Here is an 18,811-nt window from a genome sequence, read left to right as displayed (position 1 = left end):
ACAGCGCTGCGGCCTCTGTCGTGCCCGAGCTTCGTTCGCTGCGGCGCAGCTCAGCTCGCGGCGAACTGAGTGGCGTAGAGCTCAGCGTAGCGACCGCTCAGGGCCAGCAGCTCGGCATGAGAACCCGACTCGACGATGCGACCGGCCTCGACGACGAGGATCGTGTCGGCTTGGCGGATCGTGGAGAGCCTGTGCGCGATGACCATTGCGGTGCGGCCGCTCATGGCCTGAGACAGCGCTTGCTGGACTGCCGCCTCATTCGTCGAGTCCAAAGCGGAGGTGGCCTCATCGAGGACGACGACTTCTGGGGCGGCCAACAGCATCCGGGCGATCGTCAGACGCTGACGCTCACCACCGGAGAGTCTGTAGCCGCGCTCACCGACGATCGTGTCGAGGCCATCGGGCAGTGAGGCGATGACATCGTGGAGCTGGGCTCCGTCGATGGCCTCGTACAGTTCGGCATCCGTGGCCCCGGGCTTCGCCAAGGACAGGTTCGCCCGGATGGATTCGTGGAACACATGCCCGTCCTGAGTGACCACGCCGACGGTGCTGCGCAGCGTCTGGGCCGACAGCTCGCGCACGTCGACCCCGCCGATCGTGATCGACCCGGAGGTGACGTCGTAGAGACGGGGGAGCAGCGAGGCGATCGTCGACTTCCCGGCGCCCGAGGAGCCGACCAGGGCGACGGTATGCCCAGCCGGGATAGTGAAGTTCAGGGCGTGCAGGACCTCGTCGCCGCCTCTGGTGTCGAGCACGGAGACGTCCTCGAGGCTGGCGAGGCTGACCTGTTCGGCGCTGGGGTAGGCGAAGTCGACGTTGGAGAACGTCACGTCAAGACCGCCGGAGGGCAGTGACTTCGGTGCCTTGGGCTCCTTGATGAGGGGGACTAAGTCGAGGACCTCGAAGACGCGCTGGAAGCTGACGACGGCGCTCATGATGTCCAGTCGAGCGTTGGCCAGCATGGTCAGCGGCGTATAGAGCCGGGTCAGGAGCAGAGCGAGGGTGACGACCTGGCCGGCGTTGAGGTTGCCCACGACCGCCTGGGCACCGCCGATGCCGTAGACGAGGGCCAAGGCGAGGGCGGAGACGAGGGTCAGCGACGACACGAACGTCGACTGCAGCATGGCCACCTTGACGCCGATATCGCGGACCTGAGCGGCACGGTCGGAGAACTCCTCGTTCTCGGTCGCGGGGTTGCCGAAGAGCTTGACCAGGGTCGCCCCTCCCGCTGAGAACCGCTCGGTCATCCGCGTCGACATGCTTGCCGAGTTGTCTGCCGCCTGGAACTGCAGGGAGGCAAGCTTGCCGCTGAGCAGCTTGGTGGGGATGATGAAGAGCGGCAGCAGCAGGATCGACATGACGGTGACCTGCCAGGAGATGGTGACCATCACGCCGACGGTCAGCACCAGGGAGACGAAGTTCGACACGATGCCCGACAACGTGTTGGAGAACGCACGCTGGGCTCCGATGACATCGGTGTTCAGACGTGAGACCAGGGCCCCGGTGCGGGTGCGATTGAAGAACGCGATCGGCATCTTCTGCACATGGTCGTAGACCGCGGTGCGCAGATCGAAGATGAGACCCTCGCCGATCTGCGAAGAGAGATACCTGTTGAAGATCGAGATCGCGGCGTCCGCGATCGCCAGACCTCCGATTGCCACCGCCAGCCAGATGACGGTCTCGACGGGTCCGCCACTGGTGATCGCGTTGACGACGTCACCGGCGAGGACGGGGTTGAGAACGCCGATGACGGCCGTGCCGACGGACAGCGTGAGGAAGACGATGAGCTTCTTCTTGTGCCTGGTCGCGAACGAGGCGATGCGACGGTAGGTACCCGGCTTGATCGAGGTCTGCGGAGTCCTCTTACTCGACACCGAGGTGTACATCACCCTGTGCGCTGACTGCATACTCATCTCGTCGCCTCCCTCACCCGGCCCTTCCCGGGCAGGTCCGAACGTTCACAGGTTTCAACCCCCGACGCTGCAGTTCTATTTCTCAATCAGCTCAGGGCGAAGTTCCACCGTGAAGCAGCCGACCATTCAGAGCTTGCGCAGCTGGACCTTGCGGATCGTGTGATCATCCGATTTGTGGAGCACGAGATCGGCACGGCCCCTGCTGGGTTGGACGTTCTCACGCAGATTGGGGAAGTTGATGGAATCCCAGATCTCCGTGGCCAGGGTGATCGCTTCGTCGTCGTCGAGCTTCGAATAGCGGTGGAAGTAGGAGTCGGTGTCCTGGAAGGCGCCGTGCTTGAGCTTGAGGAACCGGGAGATGTACCACTGTCGGATGTCGCGGGAACGGGCATCGACATAGACGGAGAAGTCGAAGTAGTCGCTGATCGACAGGCCCAGGGTCCCGTCGCTGCGAGGCCGGGCGGGCTGGAGGACGTTGAGGCCTTCGACGATGAGGACATCGGGGGAGCGGACAACCACCTCGGCGCCGGGGACGATGTCATAGGTGTGGTGCGAGTACACGGGGGCACGCACCTCGGGGGAGCCGGACTTCACGGCGGAGATGAACCGCAGCAGTTTGCGCCGGTCGTAGGACTCAGGGAAGCCCTTGCGCCCTGTGAGCCGTCGGCGATCGAGTTCGGCGTTCGGATAGAGGAAGCCGTCGGTGGTGATGAGCTCGACGCGAGGGGTGTCGGGCCAGCGGGCCAGGAGTTCACGCAGGACACGAGCGGTCGTCGACTTGCCGACGGCGACAGACCCGGCCACGCCGATGACGAAAGGGGTGCGCTTGGCCTCCTGTGGTTCGAGCCCTGTCTCGTGCAGCGGGGAGAAGAACTCCCGCGTCATATCGTGCTTGGCACGGCGGGCGGAGACGTAGAGGTTGAGCAGCCGCGACAGGGGCAGGTACACCTGAGCCACCTCGTCGAGGTTGATCCGATCACCCAGACCGCGCAGACGTTCGATGTCACGCTGCTTCAGCGGCAGGGGAGTGGCCTGGGCCAGGGTGCCCCAGACGTCGCGGTCGAACTCCCAGAATGGGGACGTCGGTTCGACCTCGGGCTTGCGTCCTGTATTGAGGCCGGCCAGGCGTCGCGCGCGGTCAAGGACGGGATCGACATGAGACATGGGCACAATTGTGTCATGCGTCATGTCGCCGCTGAACGCCGAGGTGACATTGAGCTCGCCGAAGTGGGTCGATGCAACGTTATTTGACTCGACTGCGTAAAATTCCACTCATGTGTGGAATCGTTGGTTATGTATCCAAATCAGACGTTGACAATGCTGATCACTCGGCGCTCGATGTAGTGCTCAGCGGCCTGAAACGGCTCGAATACCGGGGCTATGACTCTGCGGGAGTCGCCCTTGTCACTCCTGCCGGTGAACTGGAGACCGCGAAGAAGGCGGGCAAGCTCTCGGCGCTGACCGACGAGCTCGAGGTCAACCCCCTGCCGAAGGCCCAGACCGGCATCGGACACACCAGGTGGGCCACCCACGGTGGACCGACCGACCTCAACGCCCACCCGCACGTGGCCGACGGTGGAAAGCTGGCGCTGATCCACAACGGCATCATCGAGAACTTCGCTCAGCTCAAGCGCGATCTCACCGCCGAAGGTGTGGAATTCCAGTCGGAGACCGACACCGAGGTTGCGGCCGCTCAGTTGGCCAAGAACTTCCAGGAGACCGGCGACCTGACGAAGGCCATGCGCGTGACCGCCACCCAGCTCGAAGGCGCCTTCACGCTGCTGGCCGTCCACGCCGACGCTCCCGGGCAGGTCGTCGCCGCACGTCGCAACTCGCCGCTGGTCATCGGCCTGGGTGAGGGAGAGAACTTCCTCGGCTCCGATGTTGCCGCCTTCATCGACTACACCCGCACCGCAGTCGAGATCGGTCAGGACCAGGTCGTGACCATCACCCCGGACTCAGTGGTCATCACCGACAACGACGGCAACGAGGTCGACGGTGTGCAGTACGAGGTCGACTGGGACGCCGCTGCTGCGGAAAAGGGCGGATTCCCCTCGTTCATGGACAAGGAGATCCACGACCAGCCGCAGGCCGTCGCGGACACCCTGCTGGGTCGTCTCGACATCGACGGCAAGCTCACCCTCGATGAGATGCACATCGACGAGACGGTGCTCAAGACCATCGACAAGATCGTCGTCATCGCCTGCGGTACCGCGGCCTACGCCGGCCAGGTCGCCAAGTACGCCATCGAACACTGGTGCCGCGTGCCCGTCGAGGTCGAACTCGCCCACGAGTTCCGCTACCGCGACCCTGTTGTGACGGAGAAGACCCTCGTCGTGGCGATCTCCCAGTCGGGAGAGACCATGGACACGACCATGGCCGTGCGCCACGCACGTCAGCAGGGCGCGAAGGTCATCGCCATCTGCAACACCTTCGGCTCGACCATTCCCCGCGAATCCGACGCCGCACTGTACACGCACGCCGGTCCGGAGATTGCGGTCGCCTCGACGAAGGCCTTCCTCTCCCAGGTTGTCGCCTGCTATCTGCTGGGCCTCTACCTGGCGCAGCTGCGCGGCAACAAGTTCCGCGACGAGATCACCACCATCCTCGAAGAGCTGCAGACCATTCCGGAGAAGGTCCAGAGCGTCCTCGACAACGGCAAGCAGCAGGTGCTCGAGCTCGCCCGTCGCAACCAGGACGTCGGTTCTGTGCTGTTCCTGGGCCGCCATGTGGGCTTCCCCGTGGCCATGGAGGGCGCGCTCAAGCTCAAGGAGCTCGCCTACATCCACGCCGAGGGCTTCGCCGCCGGTGAGCTCAAGCACGGCCCGATCGCACTCATCGACGACGGTCAGCTCGTCATCATCGTCGTGCCCAGCAAGCGCGGTCGCGATTCGCTGCACGCCAAGGTCATCTCGAACATCCAGGAAGTCCGGGCCCGCGGCGCGAACACCGTCGTCATCGCCGAGGAAGGGGATGACGAGGTCCGCGAGTTCGCCTCCGAGGTCATCTACGTTCCCCAGACGACGACGCTCATGGCACCCCTGCTGACGACGGTTCCGCTGCAGATCTTCGCGATGGAACTGGCCACGGCCAAGGGCCTCGACGTGGATCAGCCACGCAACCTGGCCAAGTCCGTGACCGTGGAGTAAGCAGACCGCGACAACCGGATCACGCGTCCCAGCGGGAGGCGTGCGAGAAGGGGAGAGATATGGCGATTCTGGGAATCGGAACCGACATCGCAGATGTGCCGCGATTCGCCGAGCACATCGACCGCGTCCCAGAACTGCTCGATCGCCTGCTCACCCCGGCCGAACAGCTCAAACGCAACGGCAGACGCCGGACGGATGCCTCCTTGGCGGCGCGATTCTCCGCCAAGGAGGCTCTGAAGAAGGCGATCGGCTTCCCCGGATGGCTGCCCTGGCAATCCGCCGAGGTGGTCCCCGCCCGGTCCGGTGCGCCCTCATTCCGCCTGCGCGGGCTCGTGCTTGAACACTTCCACCGCATCGGCGCCACGAACATTCACCTCTCCATCACCCATGATGCGAACCTCACCATGACCTTCGTCATCGTCGAAGGCGAAGGGCCATCGCTGAGCCCTGGTGTGGAATGGGATGCGGAGCATTTCGGGTAGGCAGATGGCTTCCGGGCTTCGGCACCACCTCGGCGCGGTCGGGAATAGACTCAGACTATGAGCTCTCCATCCAACACCGACACTTCCCGCACCACCACCGCCCTCGACATCCACCTGCCCACCGCTGAGGACGCAGCTGACATCGCGGACGGATTGGTCACTCTGCGCCGGGCACTGCATGAGAACGCCGAGGTGGGGCTTGATCTGCCCATCACCCAGAAACTTGTCCTCGACGCCATCGAAGGCCTCGACATCGAGGTGACGACGGGCAACGGACTCTCCTCACTTGTCGTCGTCCTCCGCGGTGGTCAGCGCGCCGAGGACTCGACCGGTGTCGTCCCCGCAGTTCTGCTGCGCGGAGACATGGACGGCCTGCCCGTGCCGGAGGCGACAGGCTTCGACTTCGCGGCCACGACCGGGCGGATGCACGCCTGCGGCCACGACCTGCATACGACCGGCCTGGTCGGTGCCCTCAAACTTCTCCACCGTGACCGGGACTCCCTGCCCGGAGACGTCGTCTTCATGTTCCAGCCCGGCGAAGAAGGCTATGACGGGGCAGGGAAGATGATCGACGAGGGTGTCCTCGATGCCGCAGGTCCCAGGGTGAAGGCCGCCTTCGGCATTCACGTCTCCGCAGACCAGGACCTCGGCGTCGCCTACTGTCGACGCGGCTCGTACATGGCAGCGTTTTCGAAGATGTCGATCACCGTCCGCGGCAAAGGCACCCACGCCTCCCGCCCGGCAACGGGTCGCGACCCCATCCAGGTCGGTGCGATGCTTGTGGGGCAGCTCCAGGAATACGTGACCAGGCGCTTCGACATCTTCGACCCTCTGGTCATCACCGTCGGCCAGTTCAACGGCGGCACCGCTCCGAACGTCATCCCGGACTTCGCGCAGCTCGTCGTCAGCATCCGCACCTTCTCCGACGAGGTCACCACACGAGCCGAGGCCGAATTGCCGCAGCTGGTCACCGAACTGGTCGCCGCCCACGGACTGGAAGCCGAGGTCGACTACGAGCGAGTGCTGCCGCCGACGATCAACAATGACGACGAAGCCGACTTCTTCCTCGACACCTTCGCCGACCTCTTCGGACCGGACCGCGCCGTCGTCCGACCGAACCCGATCCCCGGTTCCGAGGACTTCTCCCGCGTGCTCGAACAGGTTCCCGGCGCGTACGGCCACTTCGGTGTGGCACTGCCGAACCTGCCCGTCGAGGAACGCGAGGCCAACCACTCGACCCGAGCCCGTCACAGCGACGAGGGACTGGCTGATCAGGCACTGTTCCTGGCTCACCTGGCCGGACGCAGACTCACCCGCCTGGCCCAGGAGTGAGGAGGCACTGATGTCAGTCTTCGCCTACCCCAGCACCGTCATCGTCGAGGCCGAACGCCCCCTTCTCGACGCGGGCGTCGACCTGATGGCTCGCGCTTCTCGCGCCTTGGCCCATTTCTGCGCCGATGTGCTGCGAGAGTCTCGGGGCCAGATCTTCGGCTCCCGTGTGTGCGTGTTCGCCGGTCCTGGCAACAACGCCGGAGACGCACTGTTCGCTGCCGCGGCACTGGCCCGGCGCGGGGCCCACATCACCGTCGTCACACTCTTCGACGCCACCCACGATGAGGGACTGGCCGCGGCTCGACGGGCGGGAGCCATCGTCATCGGCTTCCCGAGTATGGACGTGAACGCTGACTCGAGCGTCGAGGCGCCTGGCCAGTCTGGTGCCGCGGTTGGGGCACATGCGCGTGCCGATGTGATGCGCGAACTCTCCCGGTCCGATCTCGTCCTCGACGGCATCCTCGGCACCGGCGGCCGACGCGGCCTGCCCGAGCACATCGCCTCGCTCATCCGCGACTGGCGGCACTCTGCCGGCACATCCACCGCACAGACGCTCATCGCTGTCGACATCCCGTCTGATCTGTCCCCGGCCGAAGCAGGTTCCGACGGCAGAATCCACGCCGACCACACTGTGACCTTCGGCGGACTCAAGGCCGAGCTGATCGACCCCCGCGTGGCCGCATTCACCGGTACCGTCCACCTCGTCGACATCGGCCTCGAACTTCATGAGAACCAGGCCACCGCCGAGGTTGTCGACACCGATGATCTCAACGCGGACTTCCCCCGCCCTCAACCGGATGGCCACAAATACTCCCGCGGGGTCGTCGGCATCCTCGCCGGGTCCGAGGAGTACCCGGGTGCAGGAGTGCTGACCACCACCTCGGCGGTCAACTGCGGGGTCGGCATGGTTCGGTCCCTGGGATCCCAGATGGTCGCCGAATACGTCATCGGCCTCCACGCCGAGGTGGTCACCGCCTCGGGCCGGATGAACGCCGTGGTCATGGGCCCAGGCAACCCGGAGGACGAATACGTCCATGCCTGCGTCGACGCGTTGGCGAACACGAACGTTCCCGTCGTCCTCGACGCTGGTGCACTGGACATGGTCGGGCGCGCAGAATCGGTTAAGGGCACATGGCTGGCCGAGAGACCCGTGGTCCTGACTCCGCATGCCGGTGAGCTGGCGCGGCTGCTCAGCCGCCTCCTCGGCGAGATCATCACCTCGAGCCGGATCAACGCCGACCCCATCGGCTGGGCGCAGAGAGCCGCACGGTCCAGCGGCTGCATCGTCGTGCTCAAGGGACACCAGACCGTCATCGCCGCCCCCGACGGGTTCTGCGTGCTCCCTGAGGCCGGACCGGCCAGCCTGGCCACCGCGGGGTCCGGGGATGTGCTGGCCGGGATCATCGGTGCTCTGGTCGCGACCTTCCACGCGAAGAATCAGCATGAGCCACCGCTCCCGGAACGCGAACTGGCCCACATCGTCGGCCTCGGCGTGCTGGTGCACAATGCTGCGGGTCGACGGGCCGTGAATGCCGGAGCACTCGGCGATGCCGTCGCCGAGGTGGCAGGGGAGCTCATCCACGGAGGATCCCTGATCGAGTGAGCAGGTCCCTGATCGGGTGGGCGGGCCCCTGATCGGGTGAGCAGATCCCTGATCGAGTCAGCGGGTCCCGTCGGAGGGAAGATGACGGTCCACGGTATTCTTATCCAGTGACATCAACCGATACCTCAGGGGCACTGGTGAGAGCCGAGATCGACGTGGCCGCACTGCAGGCCAACGCCACGGTCCTCGCGAAGCGGCTCACCCCCGCCCGACTCAAATGCGTCGTCAAGGCCAACGCCTACGGCCATGGCATCGACATCGTCGCCCCGGCGTTGTTCGCCGCCGGGTGGCGGGACTTCTGCGTGGCCACCGTCAGCGAGGCGCTGCACCTGCGCGAGCTGCTGGGAGACGAGGTCACCATCACAGCATGGCTGTACGGACCGACCACCGACCTCGACGCTGCCGTCGCCGCCGGCATCGAGCTGGGCGTGTCCACCGTGGACAGCCTCGATCGAGCGCGAGACGCGGCCCACCGCACGAACTCCACCGCCCGCCTCCACCTCAAGGTCGACACCGGGCTCGGACGCAACGGCCTGGCTCCTGCGGACTGGAAGTGTGCCCTCGAGAAGCTGCGGGACCTGGATGCCGGGCCCGAGGCGGATGAGGCCGATGCGAGTGCGGTTGCCCCGGATCTTGAAATCGTGGGCATCATGAGCCACTACGCCGTCGCGGACGAACCCGAACGTGTCGAGACCGCGCAGCAGACGCACGTCTTCGACTCGGCCTACCGGGAGCTCACGGCGGTGCTCGACGAGGCCCAGGGCCGCCTCGGCGAATCGAGGCGACTCGAGGTCCACATTGCGAATTCGCCGGCCGCGCTCACGCTCTCACCGTTCCCGGGCACCTCGGCTCGGGTGGGCCTGTCCCTGTATGGTCTCTCCCCGCTCGAGGATCAGACTGCACAGGATCTGGGACTGGTGCCGGTGATGCGACTGGTCTCCCAGATCGTCAATCTCAAGGACGTCCCCAGCGGTCACGGCGCCTCCTATGGACTCACGTTCACGGCGGCGGCCGACACCAGGTTCGCGCTGGTTCCCGGAGGCTACGGTGACGGGCTCGCTCGCTCGGCATCGAACAGGGCCGAGGTCTCCATCCGCGGCACCCGCTATCCCGTCATCGGTCGGATCGCGATGGATCAGATGATCGTCGAGGTCGGTGCCGGAGAGGTCGCCATCGGCGATGAGGTCGTCATCTTCGGCCCCGATGGTCCCAGTGCGGCCGAATGGGGGACCTGGGCCGATACGATCAACTACGAGATCGTCACCCGCATCAGCGAACGCGTCGACCGCGTGGAAGTGGAGCCGCATCCTGTCGACGGCGGGGGTCTGGGATGAAGCTTCAGCTGACGTCCCTTGACCAGATGAGGTCCTTCGCAGAAGCCCTCGCCGGGCACCTGCGGGCAGGTGATCTCCTCATCCTCAGCGGCAACCTCGGCGCGGGAAAGACGACATTCACACAATCCCTGGGGCGGGCCTTGGGAGTCGCCGGGCGAATCACCTCACCCACCTTCGTCATCGCCCGCAAACACCCGTCGTTGGACGAGGGCCCCTCACTTGTCCATGTTGATGCCTACCGACTCTCCGACGCCGAGGAGCTCGGGGACCTCGACCTCGACTCGGAGCTCGACGAGTCGATCACCGTCGTCGAATGGGGTGCGGGGCTCGCCGAACAGCTGAGCAGCGACTACCTCGGACTGACGATCACGCCGATGTTCGACCTCGCAGCGGACGACGGCGGGGGCGTAGGCGACAATGCTGCCGACGACGCTGCTGAGGATGACGCCGACGATGCTGCTGACGATGACGAGGACGAACGCCGCCTCGTCGAACTGCACGGCCACGGCAGCTCCTGGGATGCACGGCTGCAGCAGGTGAGAGACTCGCTCCGGACCCTGGCATGTGCGATCGAGGTCAGTGAGTTCGACGGATCAGATGGGTCCGCCGACGAGGAGGACAGCCAGTGATCATACTCAGCATCGATACCTCCCAGGCCGCCTCCGTGGCTCTGGTCGACACCGGATCCGGGACCGTCCTGGCGGCAGAGCAAGCCGATGACCAGCGTAGGCACGTCGAGTTCATCGGACCCGCTCTGGCCACGGTGCTTGCGCACTCAGCCCAGCCGGACCTCGTCGTCACCGGAATCGGTCCGGGACCATTCACCGGGCTGCGCGTGGGCATCGCCGCGGCTATCGCGGTCGGTCAGGCTCGGGGGATCCCGGTCAGGGGCCTTCTGTCCCAGGCCGCGCTCGCCGAGGAGCTGCGCCGAACGAATACTCAGACCAAAGGGCCGGTGCTCATCGCCGCGGATGCACGACGCAAGGAAGTCTATTTCAGCGTCTACGAGAGCCGCGTCGCATCGCTGCAGGCCGGACCCTTCGTTGCGAAGCCGACCGAGGTCGACGATGTCCTCGCAGCTGAAGGCCAGACGGACATCAGCAGCCGCCTCGGCCGCGGATTTCTCCTCTATCCCGAGGTCCTCGGGCAGTCGGATTTCCCTGCGATCGTCGACCCACGCGCTGAATACCTCGCATTCGCCGCAGCCAGCGAGATCGCGGCCGGGCGAGAGCTGGCCGAACCGGTTCCCGAATACCTGCGCGAGCCCGACGCCAAGTCGACACCGGTGCGTGAGAGCACACTGAAGTGAGTGTCCTGAGATGAGCCGCCTGAAATGAGCGCCGGGAGATGAGCACGGGTGCGCCGCACGAACAGGCAGGCATCGACGAACTGCGCTGGTGGGATCTCGACGAGGTCGCGGACCATGATGCCGCCATCTTCGGCCCCACCGCGTGGACGCTGACGTACTACTGGGCTGTGAAGGCTCAGGCTGGGACGGCGATGTTCGCGGCACGGACCCCCACCTCGGCGCTGGCCGGGTGGATCGTCATGTCAGCCGCCGGCGGTGAAGCGGACGTCATGACCATTGCCACCACCGAGGTCGGACGCGGTCAGGGCATCGCGCGAGAGCTGCTCCGAGCCGGGATCGACTGGGCCCTGAGCCGAGGGGCCGAGGTCGTGCATCTCGAGGTTGATGAGCACAACGAACCGGCACTGGGCCTCTACCGTTCCTTCGGATTCTCCGAATGGGGCGCACGCCCCGACTACTACCCGGGTGCCGACGCGATCCTCATGCGCTTCCACCCATAAGTCGGAGTCGCCGGCCGCTCGCGGACTCAAGCTGCGTGCAGTCGGCAGACCACACACAGTGGTCGGTCTACGCCCGAGCTTCGGTCGCCAGGCGCACGCCGAGTGCGATCATCACCGCGGCGCTCGTGCGATCGAGCCAGATCTTGACCCGTTCACGGGTGAGGATGCCGCGGGCACGGGTGGCCAGAAGAACGATGGCGGCGTGCCACACCGTGCCGATGGTCAGTGCGATGGTCACGAGCAGCACACCCAATCCGGCGGCAGTCGGGACTGTCGGCAAGAACTGGGGCAGGATGCTGATGTAGAAGACTCCGACCTTCGGGTTGAGGAGATTGCTGGTCATGCCGCTGCGGACCGCACTGACAGCGCTCTGTGAGGGAAGATCTTCAGCCTCGGTGGCCGTTGCTCGGTTGCGGGGCAGCGATTTCCAGATCGCGGTGCATCCCAGCCAGACCAGATAGCAGGCTCCGGCGATCCGCACCACATCGTATGCGAGGGTGGATGCAGCCAGCAGGGCTGTGAGGCCGATGAGACTGGCAACCGCCCAGACGGCGTGACCCATTTCGACTCCGAGGACGGCGGCGAAACCGGAGCGCCTGCCGTGAAGCAGCGTTGACCGGAGGACGATCATGAGATCGATCCCGGGTGTGGCAGCTCCGATCACGGCCACAAGGGCCCATGCCAATAGCTGGTGTGAATCCATGTCTGTCTCTCGAACTGTTCGTCGTTCCAGCGGGGATGCGGATTCAGCTTACATCCTCCGATTCCGGCGTCAGGAGCCGCCGAGCACAGCTCAGGAGACAGATGAAGCAGCGGGAGGGGTGGCAGCGGGACGGCCAGCAGCACCGGGACGGTCGGCCAGAGACGTCAGCTCCGAAAGAAGCTCGCCATTGAGTTCGAACGCGGTCATCGTCTCATCGATGACGGTCTGCTCGTTCCCACCGGTGCCTGCGATGTCGTTGAGGCGCAGACGGTAGGAGTCCTTGTACGGCTTCGTCTTGCCGAGTTCGGTGAAGTCCCAGATCGTCAGCGCACTGGCAGGAATGTCGTAGTGCCTGCCCATGAGCGCTCCGATGGCCTGCCCGCCGGAGAGATCGCCGAGGTAGCGCGTGTAGTGGTGCGCGATGACCTGCTCAGGCTTGTCGAGTCGGCCGAGGTGTCGTGCATATGCCTCGGCGCTTCCGGTGATGGGCAGATCTGCGCCGATGAACGTGAACTCCTCCGAGCCGGTGAGTTCCTGCAGGTCCCGGGCGATGCGTTCACCTCGGAACAGATCCGCATCGTGAAAAGGTGCAAAGATCGGGTCCTCGGCGAACTCCCGGGACTTCGCCTCGAGGGCTGAGTAGATGACCGTGTACTGCGTGAGCAGGAGAGCGTAGGCGCGTGAGTCGAGTCTGCCTTCCATGAGATCGACCATGAAATTCGTGTGCTCGACTTCGTCGTGGATCGTGGCTGTGCTGGCCTTGAGGCGAGCTGAGAATAGTTCAGTCATGATGTTTCCTCATTGAGAGATCGATGATCCGGAAGTGTCTCGAAGGTCAGGGCTGCTGCAGTGCTTGTTTTCATCTTAGTCGAGCCTGTCCTAACCTGCGCCCCGTACCGCCGCCGGCCACTGCCAAAGGGTAGGCTGGAGCCATGGAAAGAGTGCAACTTGCTGACACGAATCTGATGGTCCACCCCCTGCATCTGGGAGGCAATCCCTTCGGCTGGGGTGCTGATAGGGATCAGAGCTTCGCGGTCCTCGACGCCTACGCCGAGGCGGGCGGAAACTTCATCGATACAGCGGATGCCTACTCCGTGTGGGTCGACGGCAACTCCGGCGGTGAGTCGGAGACCATCATCGGCGAATGGATGGCCTCGCGTGGCAACCGCGATGACATGGTCATCGCCACCAAGGTCGGAATGCATCCGAAGCACAAGGGGCTCGACCCAGCCAATATCCGCAAATGCATCGACTCCTCCCTGCGTCGTTTGGGCACCGACCACGTCGACGTCTACTACGCCCACGCCGACGACGAGAACGTCGATCAGGTGGCGGTAGCGGAGACCTTCGACGCACTGGTGCGCTCCGGGAAGGTCAGCTACCTCGGCGCCTCGAACTTCACCTTGGATCGCCTGCAGTCGGCCATGAAGATCAGTGCGAAGTACTCACTGGCGTGCTACCGCGTCGTCCAGGATCGGTACAACCTCGTGGCTCGCAGCGCGGTGGATTCACAGAAGCAGGCCTACCTGCGGTCCAACGGCATCGCCGAACTGCCCTTCCACTCCTTGGCCTCGGGATTCCTCACGGGAAAGCACACCGGTGGAGACTCCACCGGAAGCGTGCGCGGCGAACGCGTCGCTGACTTCCTCGAGAACCAAGAGGCGCTTCGCGCTCTCGAAATCCTCGATGACGTGGCCTCGGCGCACAACGCCACCATGACCGCAACCACACTGGCCTGGCAGCTGTCACACGATTTCATTCCCTCCACCATCGCCTCGGCGCGCGTGCCTGAGCAGCTGAGCGAACTGCTCGCGGGAACCGAACTGCAGCTGGCCGAGGACGAGATCACGGCCCTCAACGAAGCATGGGTGGAAGCATGACGAGCACGAGTCCACGCCTTGTGAAATGGGAGAACGGCACCGACCTTGTCATCGAGCTGCCGCTGGCACTCGACATTGCGACCGTCTGGTCCACGCTTGTCGACAGCGAAACCGCCAGGTCATGGTTCGCGTCCTTCACCATCGACGAAGCCGCAGCCGGCACGGACAGTGATGACTCTGAGAACAGCGACGCGGAGGATCCCAATCCTGCGATCGCCTTCGACCTCGGTGAGACCACACTGAACGGTGAGATCCTCAGCTGCGAGGTTGAGGACCATGTCCTCGTGGAGTTCGATGACTTCGGTGTGCTGGGGATGGCGCTGCTCGCACTCGAACTCACGGACGGGGATGCGACCCTCCTGATCTTCACCCAATCCGCGCCTGACGTCGAGAGCGCTCGTCTCAAGGCCGCGGACTTCGGACCGATGTGGGACACCCACCTGCGCCTGTTTGCTCGGGTCCTTGGCCTCGACGTCGCCGAGGCCGATGAGGAAGAGCTGCTCGCACTCTACGCGGACCTCGAACTTGAGGACAGCGAAACGGACGACAGCGAAACGGATCACAGCGAGGACGAGGCGAGCGACAGATGAGCGAACCGCTGGTGCTGGGCATCGAATCATCCTGTGACGAAACCGGAGTCGGAATCGTTCGGGGTCGGACGCTGCTGACCAACACGGTCTCCTCATCGATGGATGAACACGTTCGCTTCGGCGGTGTGGTTCCCGAGGTCGCCTCACGTGCACACGTCCAGGCCATCGGGCCGGCCATCGCCTCGGCCTGCGATCAGGCAGACATCGCGCTGAGCGACCTCGACGCCATCGCCGTGACCGCCGGCCCAGGCCTCAGCGGCGCGCTGATGGTCGGAGTCGGTGCTGCCAAGGGCCTCGCCGCGGCACTCAATCTGCCGCTCTACGGGGTCAACCACCTCGCCGCACATGTGGCGGTGGACCTCATCGCCACCGACGTCGACGGCCTGACCACGCCGACCATCGCACTCCTCGTCTCCGGTGGGCACACCGAGATCCTGCGCATCGGAGACGTCGTCGATGACATCGAACTCATCGGCGCCACGATCGACGATGCCGCCGGCGAAGCCTTCGACAAGACCGCACGGCTGCTGGGGCTCAACTACCCGGGTGGGCCGAATATCTCCAAGGCCGCTCTCGGAGTGCTCGACGGAAGCGGAATTCCCGGCGACCGCACCGCTGTGAAGTTCCCCCGCGGACTGGCGAAGAAGCAGGATCTGCGCGATCCCGAACGTCGCTTCAACTTCTCGTTCTCCGGACTCAAGACCGCCGCACTGCGGGAGGTCACGAAGGCCGAAACGCTGGGCACGGACCTGCGGGTCGCCGACATCGCAGCAGGCTTCGAGGACGCCGTCGTCGACGTTCTCGTGACCAAGACGCTGCTGGCGGCGGCCGACACCGGAATCAGCCACGTCGTCCTCGGCGGGGGAGTCGCCGCGAACTCCCACCTGCGAGCGGTCCTCGGAGCCAGATGCGCCGAGGCTGGGGTGGAGCTGAGGGTGCCGCCGTTGAGTCTGTGCACGGACAACGGAGCCATGGTCGCAGCTCTCGGTGCCGAACTCGTCCGCCGTGGAATCGGACCCAGCGACCTGTCATTTGCCGCAGTCTCCTCATTGGATGTCGATCATGTCCTCGTCTGACCCGAACGCCGGCGACCAGAACGCCTACACTCACGAACGCAGCGGTGCCTCACGTGATGAGACCGCATATGGTCCGAACTCGAAGGATCTGCCGGACTACCTGCCGCCTCGGCGATCAGGCGATGGATGGACTCTCGGCTCGGACGGGCAGAAGCACTGGGGGCTCAACGGGGCGGCAGGGCTGATGCTGCTTGACCCTGCGCAGGGGATCCTCATGCAGCACCGCGCCCTGTGGTCGGTCGAGGGAGGAACCTGGGGCTTCCCCGGTGGTGCCCGTGACCTGGGCGAATCCGCTCTCGACGCGGCCGTCCGGGAGTCCTGGGAAGAAGCAGGTGTCCCCGGCAGCGACGCCTCGGGCATCGAAGTCCTCGAGACCCATGTCCTCGATCTCGGGGACTGGTCGTACACGACGGTCATCGCCCGTGCCGTGCGTCATTTCGAACCGGTCATCAGCGATCCTGAGAGCATCGAGCTCGCCTGGGTGCCGATCGACGAGCTCACAGATCTCACGCTGCACTCCGGTGTCGCTGCGTCCCTGCCGGAACTGCTGGAGCTCCTCCGCCCCTACCTGTGAACTCTGCGACCAGCCTGTGGGCATTGCCGCCAGCTGTCCAGCTCCGTTCAGAGCGGGAGCTGGTGCGAATCCTTAGGTATACGAGGTGCGCAGGTCGCTGATCAGACAACGAGTCACCTCGGTGAGTGATTCGCTGTCCTTGAACACGTTCTGCAGTCGCTGGTAGGGCACACCGCGGTCGATGATCGACGTGATGGAGTTCAGTTCGTCGACGCAGCCCAGTCGCTGTGCCACCGGGGCCAGGCGCGTGACCTCATCGGCGAGGCATTCGGTGACCAGGCGTTCATCGGCTTCGGCGTTCTCGATGATGATGGCGTCCATTCCGTAACGGGCGGCACGCCACTTGTTCTCGTCGTGGAACCAGTCCGGCATCGTCGGCAGAGTCTCACCGGCATCGAGGCGAGCGGAGAAGTCGTCGACGAGGCACTGGATGAGGGCCGTGATCGCAGTGATCTCCTCGAGCGTGGGCAGACCGTCGCAGACCCTGACCTCGACGGTTCCCCAGTTCGGGGCGGGACGAATATCCCAGCGGATCTCATTGATGTTGTCGATGATGCCGGTGGTGAGCATGTCGGCCACGTACTTCTCGTAGTCCGACCACGCCTCGAACTGGAACGGCAGTCCCGCGGTCGGCAGCTGCTGGAACATCATCGCCCGGTTCGAAGCGTAGCCGGTATCGGTTCCGCCCCAGAAGGGTGATGATGCGCTCAGTGCCTGAAGGTGGGGGACATAGGCGAGGAGGGCGTTGACGATCGGCAGCACCTTGTCGCGGGAGTCGATTCCGACGTGGACGTGGACGCCGAAGATGAGCATGTTCCGACCCCACCACTGGGTGCGGTCGACGAGCTCGAGGTAGCGATCCTTGGCGCGAACCTCCTGGGACTGCCACTGGGCGAACGGGTGCGTGCCAGCGGACATGAGTTCGATCCCACGGTCCTCGGTGAGTGTGCGCAGGGCACCCATGGACGCGGCCAGATCCTCGGCGATTCCGGAAACCTGCTTGTGGACGCCGGTGACGAGTTCGATCGTGTTCGTGAGCATTTCACCCACGATCCGCTTCTCGAACTCGGGTGCACGCTGCGCGACATCGGCAAGGAGAACCTCCGCGGCGGACGTCAGATCAAGGGTGTCCCCGTCCAACAGAGCCAGTTCCCATTCGACTCCAATGGTGGAGCGGGGTGAGCGTGCGAAATCGACCATGGACCGATCATAGTATTCCGCGCCGGGTTTTCTGGCTTCTGACCGCTTATCGGCCGTCACATTCAGGCCGCATGCTCACTCTCATCAGACAGTCGTGCACCGGATTGCGAATCGAAGAGGTGGAGGCGCGAGAGCTCCGGGACGACTCTGACCCTGTCACCTCTGGCTACGCGCGTGCGCCCGCTGACCCTGGCGACGATCGGAGTGTCATCGCCGCTGGTCGTCGCCCGACCATGCACGTAGGCATCGGCGCCGAGCTCTTCGATCAGATCCACACTGACTTCCAGGCCGCCGGTCGGCTCGAGGCGGAAGTCCTCCGGTCGAATTCCGGCCGTCACCCGATCAGCCGTGAGCTCCGTCAGCTGCGTTCGGCTCAACCGGATCTCGGACGCGCCGAGGTGCAGCGCCCCGTCCTGGAGCGGAAGGTCGACGAGGTTCATCGCCGGAGAGCCCATGAAGCCTGCGACGAAGAGATTGGCAGGGCGGTCGTAGAGGGCCCGCGGAGTGTCCACCTGCTGCAGCCGTCCGTCAGCGAGCACCGCGACGCGATCGCCCATGGTCATCGCCTCGACCTGGTCGTGGGTGACGTAGACCGTGGTGACGCCGAGGCGGCGGGTGAGCGAGGCGATCTGAGCACGTGTCTGGACCCGCAGCTTGGCATCGAGGTTGGACAGCGGTTCGTCCATGAGGAACACCTGCGGAGAGCGCACGATAGCGCGTCCCATGGCCACGCGCTGCCGCTGCCCGCCGGAGAGCGCCTTCGGCTTCCGATCGAGATAGGGCTCGAGGTCGAGCAGCTGAGCGGCCTCACGCACTCGCTCATTGCGTTCGGCCTTGCCCACACCGGCGATCTTGAGAGCGAAGGCCATGTTCTCTCCGACGCTCATATGCGGGTAGAGCGCATAGTTCTGGAACACCATCGCGATGTCGCGTTCGCGAGGAGAGACCCCGGTGACATCGTCCTCGCCGATTCTGATGTGCCCGCCGTCGACGGGTTCGAGGCCTGCGAGCATGCGCAGAGTCGTGGACTTTCCGCAGCCTGAGGGACCGACCAGGACGAGGAACTCGCCATCGGCGATATCGAGGCTGATCTCGTTGACCGATGGAGTCAGCGCCTCAGGGTACTGACGCATTGCCTTATCGAAAGTGACTGTTGCCATGGTGAA

The 18,811-nt window shown here is 64.9% G+C and carries 18 protein-coding genes; 12 read left to right on the top strand and 6 right to left on the bottom strand.

The window, feature by feature from the left end:
* Nucleotides 1-50 precede the first annotated feature (50 nt).
* Nucleotides 51-1,913: an ABC transporter ATP-binding protein gene (locus JTF07_RS03105; protein ID WP_204232850.1), complete on the bottom strand. Its 1,863-nt coding sequence runs from the start codon at nt 1,911-1,913 to the stop codon at nt 51-53.
* 126 nt (nt 1,914-2,039) lie between these two features.
* On the bottom strand, nt 2,040-3,077 hold the full coding sequence (gene coaA / locus JTF07_RS03100) for a type I pantothenate kinase (protein WP_204232849.1): 1,038 nt from the start codon (nt 3,075-3,077) through the stop codon (nt 2,040-2,042).
* Nucleotides 3,078-3,187: 110 nt separating this feature from the next.
* Here coaA and glmS point away from each other — a divergent pair, with 110 nt between their 5' ends.
* The 8 genes from glmS (at nt 3,188) to JTF07_RS03060 (ending at nt 11,622) form a co-directional block, all read left to right on the top strand.
* Nucleotides 3,188-5,062 carry a glutamine--fructose-6-phosphate transaminase (isomerizing) gene (gene glmS, locus JTF07_RS03095; protein WP_204232848.1) on the top strand — a complete coding sequence of 625 codons (1,875 nt, stop codon included), beginning with the start codon at nt 3,188-3,190 and terminating at the stop codon, nt 5,060-5,062.
* A 59-nt stretch (nt 5,063-5,121) separates the two neighbouring features.
* Nucleotides 5,122-5,544: a holo-ACP synthase gene (locus JTF07_RS03090; RefSeq protein WP_204232847.1), complete on the top strand. Its 423-nt coding sequence runs from the start codon at nt 5,122-5,124 to the stop codon at nt 5,542-5,544.
* Nucleotides 5,545-5,601: 57 nt separating this feature from the next.
* Nucleotides 5,602-6,876, top strand: a complete 1,275-nt coding sequence (locus JTF07_RS03085; RefSeq protein WP_204232846.1) for a M20 metallopeptidase family protein — start codon at nt 5,602-5,604, stop codon at nt 6,874-6,876.
* A gap of 10 nt (nt 6,877-6,886) precedes the next feature.
* Entirely contained in the window at nt 6,887-8,479 is a 1,593-nt protein-coding gene (locus tag JTF07_RS03080; protein WP_204232845.1) for an NAD(P)H-hydrate dehydratase, read from the top strand.
* 107 nt (nt 8,480-8,586) lie between these two features.
* A complete protein-coding gene (gene alr / locus JTF07_RS03075) occupies nt 8,587-9,813 on the top strand; it encodes an alanine racemase (protein WP_204232844.1) in 1,227 nt (408 codons plus the stop codon).
* On the top strand, nt 9,810-10,442 hold the full coding sequence (gene tsaE, locus JTF07_RS03070; protein ID WP_204232843.1) for a tRNA (adenosine(37)-N6)-threonylcarbamoyltransferase complex ATPase subunit type 1 TsaE: 633 nt from the start codon (nt 9,810-9,812) through the stop codon (nt 10,440-10,442). Before alr ends, tsaE begins: the two co-directional genes overlap by 4 nt.
* A complete protein-coding gene (gene tsaB / locus JTF07_RS03065; protein ID WP_204232842.1) occupies nt 10,439-11,122 on the top strand; it encodes a tRNA (adenosine(37)-N6)-threonylcarbamoyltransferase complex dimerization subunit type 1 TsaB in 684 nt (227 codons plus the stop codon). The genes tsaE and tsaB overlap by 4 nt, the downstream gene beginning before the upstream one ends.
* 38 nt (nt 11,123-11,160) lie before the next feature.
* Nucleotides 11,161-11,622, top strand: coding sequence for a GNAT family N-acetyltransferase (locus JTF07_RS03060; RefSeq protein WP_204232841.1), 462 nt, complete (start codon nt 11,161-11,163; stop codon nt 11,620-11,622).
* 67 nt (nt 11,623-11,689) lie between these two features.
* Here JTF07_RS03060 and JTF07_RS03055 read toward each other — a convergent pair whose 3' ends face one another.
* Nucleotides 11,690-12,325: a LysE family translocator gene (locus JTF07_RS03055; protein WP_204232840.1), complete on the bottom strand. Its 636-nt coding sequence runs from the start codon at nt 12,323-12,325 to the stop codon at nt 11,690-11,692.
* A 90-nt stretch (nt 12,326-12,415) separates the two neighbouring features.
* Nucleotides 12,416-13,114 carry a biliverdin-producing heme oxygenase gene (locus tag JTF07_RS03050; RefSeq protein WP_204232839.1) on the bottom strand — a complete coding sequence of 233 codons (699 nt, stop codon included), beginning with the start codon at nt 13,112-13,114 and terminating at the stop codon, nt 12,416-12,418.
* 143 nt (nt 13,115-13,257) lie between these two features.
* On the opposite strand from JTF07_RS03050, the gene JTF07_RS03045 reads away from it, so the two are divergent.
* The 4 genes from JTF07_RS03045 to JTF07_RS03030 are packed head-to-tail and all read left to right on the top strand — an operon-like array spanning nt 13,258 to nt 16,445.
* Complete coding sequence (locus tag JTF07_RS03045; protein WP_252199233.1) at nt 13,258-14,205, top strand: aldo/keto reductase; 948 nt, start codon at nt 13,258-13,260, stop codon at nt 14,203-14,205.
* Entirely contained in the window at nt 14,202-14,795 is a 594-nt protein-coding gene (locus JTF07_RS03040; protein WP_204232838.1) for an SRPBCC family protein, read from the top strand. The genes JTF07_RS03045 and JTF07_RS03040 overlap by 4 nt, the downstream gene beginning before the upstream one ends.
* Complete coding sequence (gene tsaD / locus JTF07_RS03035; RefSeq protein ID WP_204232837.1) at nt 14,792-15,871, top strand: tRNA (adenosine(37)-N6)-threonylcarbamoyltransferase complex transferase subunit TsaD; 1,080 nt, start codon at nt 14,792-14,794, stop codon at nt 15,869-15,871. The genes JTF07_RS03040 and tsaD overlap by 4 nt, the downstream gene beginning before the upstream one ends.
* On the top strand, nt 15,858-16,445 hold the full coding sequence (locus JTF07_RS03030; protein WP_204232836.1) for an NUDIX domain-containing protein: 588 nt from the start codon (nt 15,858-15,860) through the stop codon (nt 16,443-16,445). The genes tsaD and JTF07_RS03030 overlap by 14 nt, the downstream gene beginning before the upstream one ends.
* Before the next feature lie 72 nt (nt 16,446-16,517).
* Here JTF07_RS03030 and JTF07_RS03025 read toward each other — a convergent pair whose 3' ends face one another.
* A complete protein-coding gene (locus JTF07_RS03025) occupies nt 16,518-17,645 on the bottom strand; it encodes a glutamate--cysteine ligase (RefSeq protein ID WP_204232835.1) in 1,128 nt (375 codons plus the stop codon).
* Between the two features lie 62 nt (nt 17,646-17,707).
* On the bottom strand, nt 17,708-18,805 hold the full coding sequence (locus JTF07_RS03020) for an ABC transporter ATP-binding protein (protein ID WP_204232834.1): 1,098 nt from the start codon (nt 18,803-18,805) through the stop codon (nt 17,708-17,710).
* Nucleotides 18,806-18,811: the final 6 nt, after the last annotated feature.

This window comes from Brevibacterium sp. RIT 803 (assembly GCF_016892625.1).
GTDB lineage: Bacteria > Actinomycetota > Actinomycetes > Actinomycetales > Brevibacteriaceae > Brevibacterium.
The sequence above is the reverse complement of the archived record's forward strand: the minus strand, read 5'-3'. Positions and strand labels throughout refer to the sequence as shown.

What these genes read in the sequence shown, in the direction of transcription:
- JTF07_RS03105 (WP_204232850.1), bottom strand. Translation starts at nt 1,913, where the DNA reads ATGAGTATGCAGTCAGCGCACAGGGTGATGTACACCTCGGTGTCGAGT.
- coaA (WP_204232849.1), bottom strand. Translation starts at nt 3,077, where the DNA reads ATGTCTCATGTCGATCCCGTCCTTGACCGCGCGCGACGCCTGGCCGGC.
- glmS (WP_204232848.1), top strand. Translation starts at nt 3,188, where the DNA reads ATGTGTGGAATCGTTGGTTATGTATCCAAATCAGACGTTGACAATGCT.
- JTF07_RS03090 (WP_204232847.1), top strand. Translation starts at nt 5,122, where the DNA reads ATGGCGATTCTGGGAATCGGAACCGACATCGCAGATGTGCCGCGATTC.
- JTF07_RS03085 (WP_204232846.1), top strand. Translation starts at nt 5,602, where the DNA reads ATGAGCTCTCCATCCAACACCGACACTTCCCGCACCACCACCGCCCTC.
- JTF07_RS03080 (WP_204232845.1), top strand. Translation starts at nt 6,887, where the DNA reads ATGTCAGTCTTCGCCTACCCCAGCACCGTCATCGTCGAGGCCGAACGC.
- tsaE (WP_204232843.1), top strand. Translation starts at nt 9,810, where the DNA reads ATGAAGCTTCAGCTGACGTCCCTTGACCAGATGAGGTCCTTCGCAGAA.
- JTF07_RS03060 (WP_204232841.1), top strand. Translation starts at nt 11,161, where the DNA reads ATGAGCACGGGTGCGCCGCACGAACAGGCAGGCATCGACGAACTGCGC.
- JTF07_RS03055 (WP_204232840.1), bottom strand. Translation starts at nt 12,325, where the DNA reads ATGGATTCACACCAGCTATTGGCATGGGCCCTTGTGGCCGTGATCGGA.
- JTF07_RS03050 (WP_204232839.1), bottom strand. Translation starts at nt 13,114, where the DNA reads ATGACTGAACTATTCTCAGCTCGCCTCAAGGCCAGCACAGCCACGATC.
- JTF07_RS03045 (WP_252199233.1), top strand. Translation starts at nt 13,258, where the DNA reads ATGGAAAGAGTGCAACTTGCTGACACGAATCTGATGGTCCACCCCCTG.
- JTF07_RS03040 (WP_204232838.1), top strand. Translation starts at nt 14,202, where the DNA reads ATGACGAGCACGAGTCCACGCCTTGTGAAATGGGAGAACGGCACCGAC.
- tsaD (WP_204232837.1), top strand. Translation starts at nt 14,792, where the DNA reads ATGAGCGAACCGCTGGTGCTGGGCATCGAATCATCCTGTGACGAAACC.
- JTF07_RS03030 (WP_204232836.1), top strand. Translation starts at nt 15,858, where the DNA reads ATGTCCTCGTCTGACCCGAACGCCGGCGACCAGAACGCCTACACTCAC.
- JTF07_RS03025 (WP_204232835.1), bottom strand. Translation starts at nt 17,645, where the DNA reads ATGGTCGATTTCGCACGCTCACCCCGCTCCACCATTGGAGTCGAATGG.
- JTF07_RS03020 (WP_204232834.1), bottom strand. Translation starts at nt 18,805, where the DNA reads ATGGCAACAGTCACTTTCGATAAGGCAATGCGTCAGTACCCTGAGGCG.